Raw genomic sequence first — 8,128 nt, forward strand, 5'->3', positions numbered from 1 at the left:
AGGGGTGCCATTGTTTATCTAGGTTTTTCTGAATAGCTTTAAAAAAAATCTAGGAAATGGTAACCCCTAAGTTGTTGGAAGCCTATAGACTTTTTGATGAGGCTAATGGCGAAGACCCGAATAAGGAAGAGTTTGAAGGTAAGTCGTACCCAAAAGAACTGTTGTACGCCCTTCGAATGACTGAAATGCTCCAGGATTTTGAACCCAACGCCTCGGAAGTATTACTATTGGCAGCTCGGTGCCAACATATTAGAAGATGGGAAATTTCAAGGGACCAGTACGAGAAAAATAGGCTGGGCTATCTAAGATGGCGGGAGGAGCTTAAACGATTTCATGTCGAAGTAGCATCAAAGTTACTAGTAAAGGCTGGGTATAAAGAAGGTATCATAAAACAAGTTGGCAGTTTACTATTAAAAAGAAAGCTAAAGCAAAATAAAGAGTCACAGTGTTTGGAAGATGTTGTTTGTTTGGTGTTTCTAAAATTTTATTTTCTACCCTTTGCTGAAAAACACGATGAGCGCAAAATTATAGCTATCCTTAAAAAAACATGGGGCAAAATGTCCGATGGAGGTCAAGAAACTGCCTTAAATTTGTCCTTACCTAAATCAGCAACCGACATAATAAATAAAGCATTGCAAAATGGAAAGGAATAATTTATACCCGATTTTTTTGAAAACCTCCAATCTAGAGGTGTTGATCGTTGGAGGAGGCAATGTAGGTTTGGAAAAATTGACATTTCTACTAAAATCCAGTCCAGATGCCAAGGTGCAAATGATCGCATTGGAATTTTTGGCGGATACCATTGAACTAGCCAATTCCCATACTGTTGAAATGATCCGAGCGGCTTATGATGAAGAATATTTGAAAGGGAAACATATGGTTATTGCATGTACAGATAAACCAGAAGTTAACGAGCGTGTATATAGGGATTGCCGGGCGCGTAATATTCTAGTAAACGTAGCCGATAACCCACCATTTTGTGATTTTTATATGGGGGGAATTGTGACAAAAGGCAATGTGAAAGTTGCAATTTCTACCAATGGAAAATCCCCAACTACAGCAAAGCGACTACGTCAGTTTTTTGAGGATGTAATTCCAGATAACATTGATGATTTGGTAAAGAATTTAAATGAATATAGGAAAACATTGAAAGGTGACTTTGAGGATAAAGTAGATGCATTGAATAAGTTCACTCAAAGTCTGGTAGATAAATCTGATTCCGGTAAAACCTGATTGGTATTTGAATAAAAACTACAACCGTTTCATGGCCTCGATAAGATCATCCTTTTTCCTAGGCGATAGACTAACATGACTATCGTTGCTCATGATTATGTAGCCACCATCCGCTTTGATGTACTTTTTTACTTCTTTTAGGTTGATAAGGTAACTGTTGTGTACGCGCATAAAATGATGATCTGCCAACAACATTTCATACTCTTTTAAGTGTTTACTGACCATTAAGGTACTCTTGTTTTTCAATAGGAATGAGGTGTAGGACCCATCTGCTTTACAAACGATGATTTCTTCTATCGCAATAAACTCCATTCCAATTGTTGTGGCTAGGCAGATTTTCTCTTGTCTATAACTCTCTTTGGAAAGATTTTGCATCAGCGTATCGATTTGCTCACGATAAATTCCAGTATCCACTCTGTTTCTTGCCTTTTCTACCGCTTGTTTAAGTTCATCCAAATCAATGGGTTTTAATAGGTAATCCAATGAACTGAATTTTATGGCTTTTATGGCATATTTTTCAAATGCTGTGGTAAAGATGACTTCAAAGCTTGGATTCTTTATTTGCTCTAGGACGTCAAAACCTTGTCCGCTTTGTAGTTCAATATCCAAAAAAACAACATCCGGATTAACCACGGATAAAACTTTTACAGCTTCTGTAACATTCCCTGCCGTAGCTAGTACTTTTACATCTTTACAGAATTCTTCGAGCATGGCTTTTAAAGTTTCCCTACTCTTTTTTTCGTCTTCTACGATTACAACTTTTAGAATCATTTTGTTGTTTTTAGTACAACCAGAGTTTCAAATTTTTCTCAGATCCAAGCGGATATCAGTCATCGTGGCGATGAAACTGTTATCTTTTAGCTTGTATTATTTTGAGTAATTGACGCAGTTTGGGGGCTAAATACGATTAGCTTTCAAAATAGTGCAATTATTTGGCAATTACCATAGAAAAACTAGGGATTTTATCCAATTCATTATGCGTAAAAAGCACAACCTAGTTGTTTTGGGGGAAGAAAATAGGATTTAAGATTTATGCATTTTACCCATGTTATATTTTTTAATTAAAACTCGCCAAGTTCCTGATAAGGACTGCCAAAACGCAGCATAACCCCATACCCGTGCTCAGCATTGTCCTTATTTGTACTATTGGCGAGTTAGTTTAGAAATCATTTATTAACTAAGCTAAAAGTAGGTTTCGGTTAGCATTTTTAACGTGCAGATTTGACGTATCCCTGTTTTGAATTGACCAATGACCTTTTTCTGGCAATGGATTTTGGTCACAATGAAAATTCCCACAATTTCTTTACCAAAAAAAGAACCACTGCAGTACCAAATCCCCGATATCAGAATTTGGAAACCTACAGTGGTCAGCTAAACTTGCGTCCATGGGTAAACAACAAGTTCTGGTTAGCAGCCCGTGGGCTAGAAGTTTATTTAGATTCTAAAAAACGGTAAAATGGAGCCATTTTTTCTTCATATGTCATGCTATCCCAATCCAATTGCTTACTGCTAACTGCAGCTTTAGTGGTTACAGAAAGCTCAATTTTTTCGGTTTCAATAACAAGCAATGGTCTTAGGTCCTCAGCTGTATTTTCACTTGATAGAATGGTAATTGAACCACCGGTATCGGCATTATCACCGTCTAATCGTAGACGAATACCTTTGTTGGATACATCGTTGCAAATCCATTCTTCTACAACACTTCTCGGTAATAGAATAGGTAACCAACCTGACACGGAAGTAGAAAATCCTTGAGTGCCAACATTGTATTGAATTGAGTAATTATCCGTTCCTGGAAATAGTCCTGTCCAACTATTGCTTTCTCCTCCTTTGGCATCCCAAGCATCAGGTATACTTGCATTTCCCCAAGTAACTTCCTCTTCAACAAATAGCGGATCTTCATCATTGTAAAATCCAACTTTTATATATAATGATTCAGAATCGTTATAAAAGTCTGATACATATACATATAGAATCGCTTGATTAAGGTGAAATGCACTACTACAGTCTTGATTATTTTCAATTAATGCCGATGAAATTTCTTGGGAAATATTATCAAACCTGAATAATGAATACTCGGTATCTACTGAACCTTCAGCAAAGGAAATAGCAGTTGTTATTCCATTATCACCATTGTCAGTCCCACCGATATTGTCTATGGTTGCATCTTGAGTCCCGGAGTATCCCTTAAATCCATTTTGGAAATAAAAATCCACATTGGGTTTGTCTTCTCCAGGCTCACCTTGAGGTCCGGTCTCTCCTTGAATAGAATCTCCTTTAGGGCCGGGTTCCCCAGGTTTTCCATCTTCTCCCGAACATGAGAAAAATGCTAAGGATGTTAAAGCAAAACCTAGCATACATAATCTACTTAATTTCATTCTAATATTTTTTAATGGGTTTACTAGTCTCAAAAGTAAATGCAGTTGAAATGCCCATACCTCACCAATTGATCGTTACCCATTATGAATTGACGGTTGACAGGTTTCAATGAACAATCGTTAAATAATGGTGGTGGAATTAGGACACAATCTGGGTGAATTTTGTTAGCATTGCTGCTGATGATTCGGAATTTGACGAATCTGCAGATTGTTTTAAACTATTGTAATAGGAAAGAACAGATTCATAATTAGCAAGATTTACTCCGGCACTTAATAGTGATTTATGTGTTCTGGTCTTAAAGGATTCTTTGCCGTTGCGCTCCAAAACATTAGCCTGACTGGGTTTGATAATTATGATTTTCAAAGTTTTGGCATGCCAAGCAGGAACGTGATAATTGGATACACCATCCTTTAAACATTTAAACGTCACATATACTTTGCCCGTATTTTTATATACTTGTGCAGTGTAGTCCTGAGCTATATTGTTTAAAGGCAATTTAAGATGGCCGTCCTCAGATTCCAGATAAAATAAAATTGGACAATAGCCTAAAACTTCATCCGTGATTTGTGGTACGTTTAGTGATATGGACCAACTAGGTAGTTGAGATGCCAAATCAAATGATAGCAATTCCACATAATTATTGACTCGTGAGGATTTTGCTTTTTTGACCTTATGAAGAAAATCCAATGATTTATGGTAGAGATATATGGGATATCCAATAATTAAGGATGCGCAAAAAAGGGACCAAATGATAGTTAATTGATGCATAACGTATAAATTGATAAAGTTTGGGACATATTCATATATCTAATTAACGATACTTTATACGCAATTCTATAGCTGAATGGACGTAGACAGATTATCAATTGACGAAAACACTCTTATCGATGAAATGCACGAATTTCCGGATAAAGTGCAAGAGCAAGCGGATTATCCACTTGCTCTTATGTTCTTAATCTCTTCCAACTGCTGCAGTTCTCCAACCACTTTGTCCACGTCATAATTAGCAATTCTTCTAGAGCTGTAGTTTCGCTTAATATCATTCACAAAAATGTGTATTTCAAGTGTGTAATAGTTTTCAAGTTCAAAGATTGGGTCGTCTGGCATTGGTATCCGCTCCTTTACACTTTGTTTGCCATAGGATCTTGCGTTATACACAATTTTATGGTTGTTTTCGTTTGGATCAGTCCATTCAATGGTGACTTCAATAAAATTATCCATACGTTCTCTAAGCTTATACGTAGCTCTTCTAGGGATGTTTCCATTTTCATATTCGGATTTCACTAGATTCAATATCCATTTCTCAAGAAAATTCTCCTTCATTTGTTCAAATTGATTTAATGTTTGATTTCCTTCCTTTATTGGAAGTGTTCTAATTCAAGGTTGAAAATGGGTTCCCTATAAATTGCCTGCGTTTGCAGTGAACAGGATGATAAAGTGCACTAAGCACCTTTGTGGTTCTGGGAACTATGGGTTATGAAGGTTGAAGGTACCTGGGTTAGGGGGTAAGAAGTACGTAGGTTTTGTTCCTGTTCGGATTTGGGCGTTTTTGTCTTTATTTCATTTTAATTTGTCGTTTAAAAATTTTAAAGTATTTGCTCTTGCTTCTTCACTTTGTTTGAGTCCATCATCGTCAAAACCATGTCCTACATTAGAATAAATTTTAGACTCAATGGGGTATCCTTTTTCTTGTAACAATGCTATCATACATAAGGTGTTTTCGGTCAAGTAACCATCTTCTGGTACTTGATAAAGGGTTGGGGTTTTATTCGCATATATGTTCTCCTTAGGAGCATCTTCATCGCAGGGGTTTTTGCCCCAATATCCATTTCCCATGGAACCTCCGTAGAAGATTATTCCTGCAGCAAAATTTACATCCTCGGTTTTATTTACTGGGGTTTTCACACCGGAGGATTCCCCATACTCTTTTCCGCTGAAACTTTGCGTCCATGACCAATCATCCGGTGCCAATGAATCATCAAACAATGTGGCCGCAACAGAATTTCCGCCATGTGAGAAACCTAACAATGCTATTTTGGATTTATCAACTATTGAATTTCCAGAATCATCTTTTAAACCAGTCAATACCTTGTTGGCCATATGGGCATCTTTAGGACGTACAAACTCGGAACTAATTTTAAAAACTTTCGGCGGTTCTTTCCATTCGCCCTTTCGCTCATCTGTTCCACGCCCTGAATAGCTATCAGGAAAAATGGCTGCATAACCGTTATTATTAAGAATTGCCTGCCATTCTTCAAATTGTCTGGATAACTCACCTAAATCAGGATCGTCGTCCTTCCATAATCCTCCAGACCCATGCAACACAACCACAGCGGGTAGTGGTAGTTGGTTATCAGTTCTTGATAAATCCGGTATTGATATAAACATTGGAACTTTATCTCCTTCCACCAATACCTCTACAATGGTATCGGTTGATTTGCCGGTTAATATTACATTAGTGTTTAAACCAGACAAATCATCTCCTTTACTGCAGAAGCTGAGAAACACTAGGGCAACACAGCTTAAAAATGATTTGAGTAATAATTTAAATTCGTTTTTTTTCATTTTACATTCTTTCATTAATAGGTACAAGTACAATTGGAAATACCTTGCAGCAGATTCACACCCAATGTAATTTGGTGTGTGCCATAGGAATATCCAATAATTTCATTCATTATGATTTGATTGGAATAACCGAAATAAAAATCTCCAGTTTTAAATCCAACCATTGGGGCTATGTATAAGGGTTGACCAATTTGGTCATTTAAAAAGCGAATTGTAAGACCAGCGTTGAAATAATCCAGAAAATCATACCATCTGAAAATAACATTGGTATCGGTCACTGAGCGTCTGTCACTTTCAAAATATTGAAGGAAAATAGAAGGTTCCACTTCAAATTTATCGCGCTTGTGCTTCCTGATTCGATATCCAGAATAGAGATAATAGTTGCGTAAGACATTAGGTTCAAATAATACATTATATGCTTCAAAATCTTTATTTAAAATATTGGAAGCATTCATACTGAAGTAAAAACCATCTCTTCGGAACAGAAAGCCTAAATCAAAATTTGGGTTACTGGAAGCTTTATCACCAACAATCCCCAAATCATTGTTGTCATCAAAATTTTCAACATTGATACGAAATTGGTTGAGATTAAATGAAAAAGCCAGCGACAAAAAGTTTCGTTCCTGTCTGTCCATAATCAAATGATGCGCAAAAGACACCTTTCCACCTCTTTGATGAGTCTCACCATTCGAATCGTTATAAATGACCATCCCGAGACCAGATCTATTACCGAGTCTTACATCTGCCGAAAAAGATTGCGTGTTAGGCGCATCTTGTATCCCAACCCATTGGGATAGGCCACTTGCTCGAATTTTCACATAATTTCCGATACCGGCATAAGCAGGTGACATTAAAAAAGGATTGTCTGACAAGTACTGTGACAATTGGGGGATAGTAAGTTCCTGGGCTTTGGAACCACTTAAAGTCGCAAGTAAAGTCAGGAATAGGGTTATCTTTTTCATTTTTGCTTTATCTGTATAAGGTTACATTGTCTACTTGTTTTTTTCCGTTGAGATTAACGATATACCAATAATCTCCAGAAGGAAGAGGTTTGTTGGTTTGCGGGTAGGTTCCATCCCACTGCTCTAAAGGACCAAGGCCTTGTATTTCTCTTCCATATCGATCGTAGATTAAAATGATGATTTCTTTAAGGATATCAGGGTCTAGTGTATGTGCATTTTTAATGCCCCATACATCATTGTTACCATCTCCGTTAGGTGTGAAGAAATTTGGAATATCAAGATCTACGAAGTCTATAATGGATATTACATCAATGTCTTCACAGCCATTACTGTCAACAACGCGCACGGTGAAACTTCCTTTTGAATTAATGGTATATACATTGTCTGATGTCGCAGGTTCATTTTCAAAGTAATAAGTATAAGGAGGGGCACCACCGGTTGTATTTGCTGTGATTTGATTCAAACCTGTGCTTTCTAAACTCAAGTTTAAGGGTTCAGCCCCTGTTATTGTAAATGGTAATGTTTCAGTACATCCACTTGAATGAATAACTGACACATAATGCTCACCTTCACTTATATTATTGAAATACGGACTTTGTTGTGAGTCATTTGGATTACTGGAATCAAGTGCAAATAGTATTTCAGAAGATAATTCTGGATTTTCTAGGATTATTTTGATTGAATATCCATTTGGTCCTAATGTACAATCATATGTAGTTGCTATTTGCGCATTTAGATTTGGGTTCTCACTTTCGATTTCCACAACAGACTCTTCCTCGCAACCAAAAGAATCCGTGACTACTAGATTATAGATACCGGATGATAGGTTGTTTAAGCTGATTTGATTGCTGTCGATTTCAATTCCGGATTCGGAGTTCAATTGAATGGTGTATGGAGGAATACCATTTTCTATTGATATTTCGATGATACCATCTCCAGCTCCCAAACAAGATTCATTTATGGCTATGACATTATAGGTTAACTCATTT

General features: G+C 36.9%; 9 protein-coding genes. 2 read left to right on the top strand and 7 right to left on the bottom strand.

What is annotated here, in order from left to right; translation table 11 throughout:
* The first annotated feature begins 56 nt into the window (after positions 1-56).
* Complete coding sequence (locus tag M3P19_RS11510; RefSeq protein WP_249657815.1) at positions 57-653, top strand: DUF4202 domain-containing protein; 597 nt, start codon at positions 57-59, stop codon at positions 651-653.
* The gene (locus tag M3P19_RS11515) at positions 640-1,233 is read left to right on the top strand and encodes a precorrin-2 dehydrogenase/sirohydrochlorin ferrochelatase family protein (RefSeq protein WP_249657816.1); all 594 of its coding nucleotides are present in this window, start codon (positions 640-642) and stop codon (positions 1,231-1,233) included. The genes M3P19_RS11510 and M3P19_RS11515 overlap by 14 nt, the downstream gene beginning before the upstream one ends.
* An 18-nt stretch (positions 1,234-1,251) precedes the next feature.
* On the opposite strand, the gene M3P19_RS11520 is transcribed toward M3P19_RS11515, so the two are convergent.
* The 7 genes from M3P19_RS11520 to M3P19_RS11550 all read right to left on the bottom strand — a co-directional run.
* Positions 1,252-2,004: a LytR/AlgR family response regulator transcription factor gene (locus M3P19_RS11520; protein ID WP_249657817.1), complete on the bottom strand. Its 753-nt coding sequence runs from the start codon at positions 2,002-2,004 to the stop codon at positions 1,252-1,254.
* 659 nt (positions 2,005-2,663) lie between these two features.
* Positions 2,664-3,611, bottom strand: a complete 948-nt coding sequence (locus M3P19_RS11525) for a hypothetical protein (protein WP_249657818.1) — start codon at positions 3,609-3,611, stop codon at positions 2,664-2,666.
* 139 nt (positions 3,612-3,750) lie between these two features.
* Positions 3,751-4,380, bottom strand: a complete 630-nt coding sequence (locus M3P19_RS11530) for a hypothetical protein (protein ID WP_249657819.1) — start codon at positions 4,378-4,380, stop codon at positions 3,751-3,753.
* A gap of 162 nt (positions 4,381-4,542) precedes the next feature.
* The gene (locus M3P19_RS11535; protein ID WP_249657820.1) at positions 4,543-4,935 is read right to left on the bottom strand and encodes a hypothetical protein; all 393 of its coding nucleotides are present in this window, start codon (positions 4,933-4,935) and stop codon (positions 4,543-4,545) included.
* 237 nt (positions 4,936-5,172) lie between these two features.
* Positions 5,173-6,177, bottom strand: coding sequence for a dienelactone hydrolase family protein (locus tag M3P19_RS11540; RefSeq protein ID WP_249657821.1), 1,005 nt, complete (start codon positions 6,175-6,177; stop codon positions 5,173-5,175).
* A gap of 14 nt (positions 6,178-6,191) precedes the next feature.
* Positions 6,192-7,139, bottom strand: a complete 948-nt coding sequence (locus tag M3P19_RS11545) for a PorP/SprF family type IX secretion system membrane protein (protein ID WP_249657822.1) — start codon at positions 7,137-7,139, stop codon at positions 6,192-6,194.
* A 7-nt stretch (positions 7,140-7,146) separates the two neighbouring features.
* Positions 7,147-8,128: T9SS type B sorting domain-containing protein (locus M3P19_RS11550; protein ID WP_249657823.1), on the bottom strand; the 982-nt coding region annotated here is incomplete at its 5' end.

The organism is Flagellimonas spongiicola, from assembly GCF_023502425.1.
Classification (GTDB): domain Bacteria; phylum Bacteroidota; class Bacteroidia; order Flavobacteriales; family Flavobacteriaceae; genus Flagellimonas; species Flagellimonas spongiicola.

Bases quoted from the DNA above. Each gene is read 5' to 3' on its own strand.
- M3P19_RS11510 (WP_249657815.1), top strand. From the start codon at position 57: ATGGTAACCCCTAAGTTGTTGGAAGCCTATAGACTTTTTGATGAGGCT.
- M3P19_RS11515 (WP_249657816.1), top strand. From the start codon at position 640: ATGGAAAGGAATAATTTATACCCGATTTTTTTGAAAACCTCCAATCTA.
- M3P19_RS11520 (WP_249657817.1), bottom strand. From the start codon at position 2,004: ATGATTCTAAAAGTTGTAATCGTAGAAGACGAAAAAAAGAGTAGGGAA.
- M3P19_RS11525 (WP_249657818.1), bottom strand. From the start codon at position 3,611: ATGAAATTAAGTAGATTATGTATGCTAGGTTTTGCTTTAACATCCTTA.
- M3P19_RS11530 (WP_249657819.1), bottom strand. From the start codon at position 4,380: ATGCATCAATTAACTATCATTTGGTCCCTTTTTTGCGCATCCTTAATT.
- M3P19_RS11535 (WP_249657820.1), bottom strand. From the start codon at position 4,935: ATGAAGGAGAATTTTCTTGAGAAATGGATATTGAATCTAGTGAAATCC.
- M3P19_RS11540 (WP_249657821.1), bottom strand. From the start codon at position 6,177: ATGAAAAAAAACGAATTTAAATTATTACTCAAATCATTTTTAAGCTGT.
- M3P19_RS11545 (WP_249657822.1), bottom strand. From the start codon at position 7,139: ATGAAAAAGATAACCCTATTCCTGACTTTACTTGCGACTTTAAGTGGT.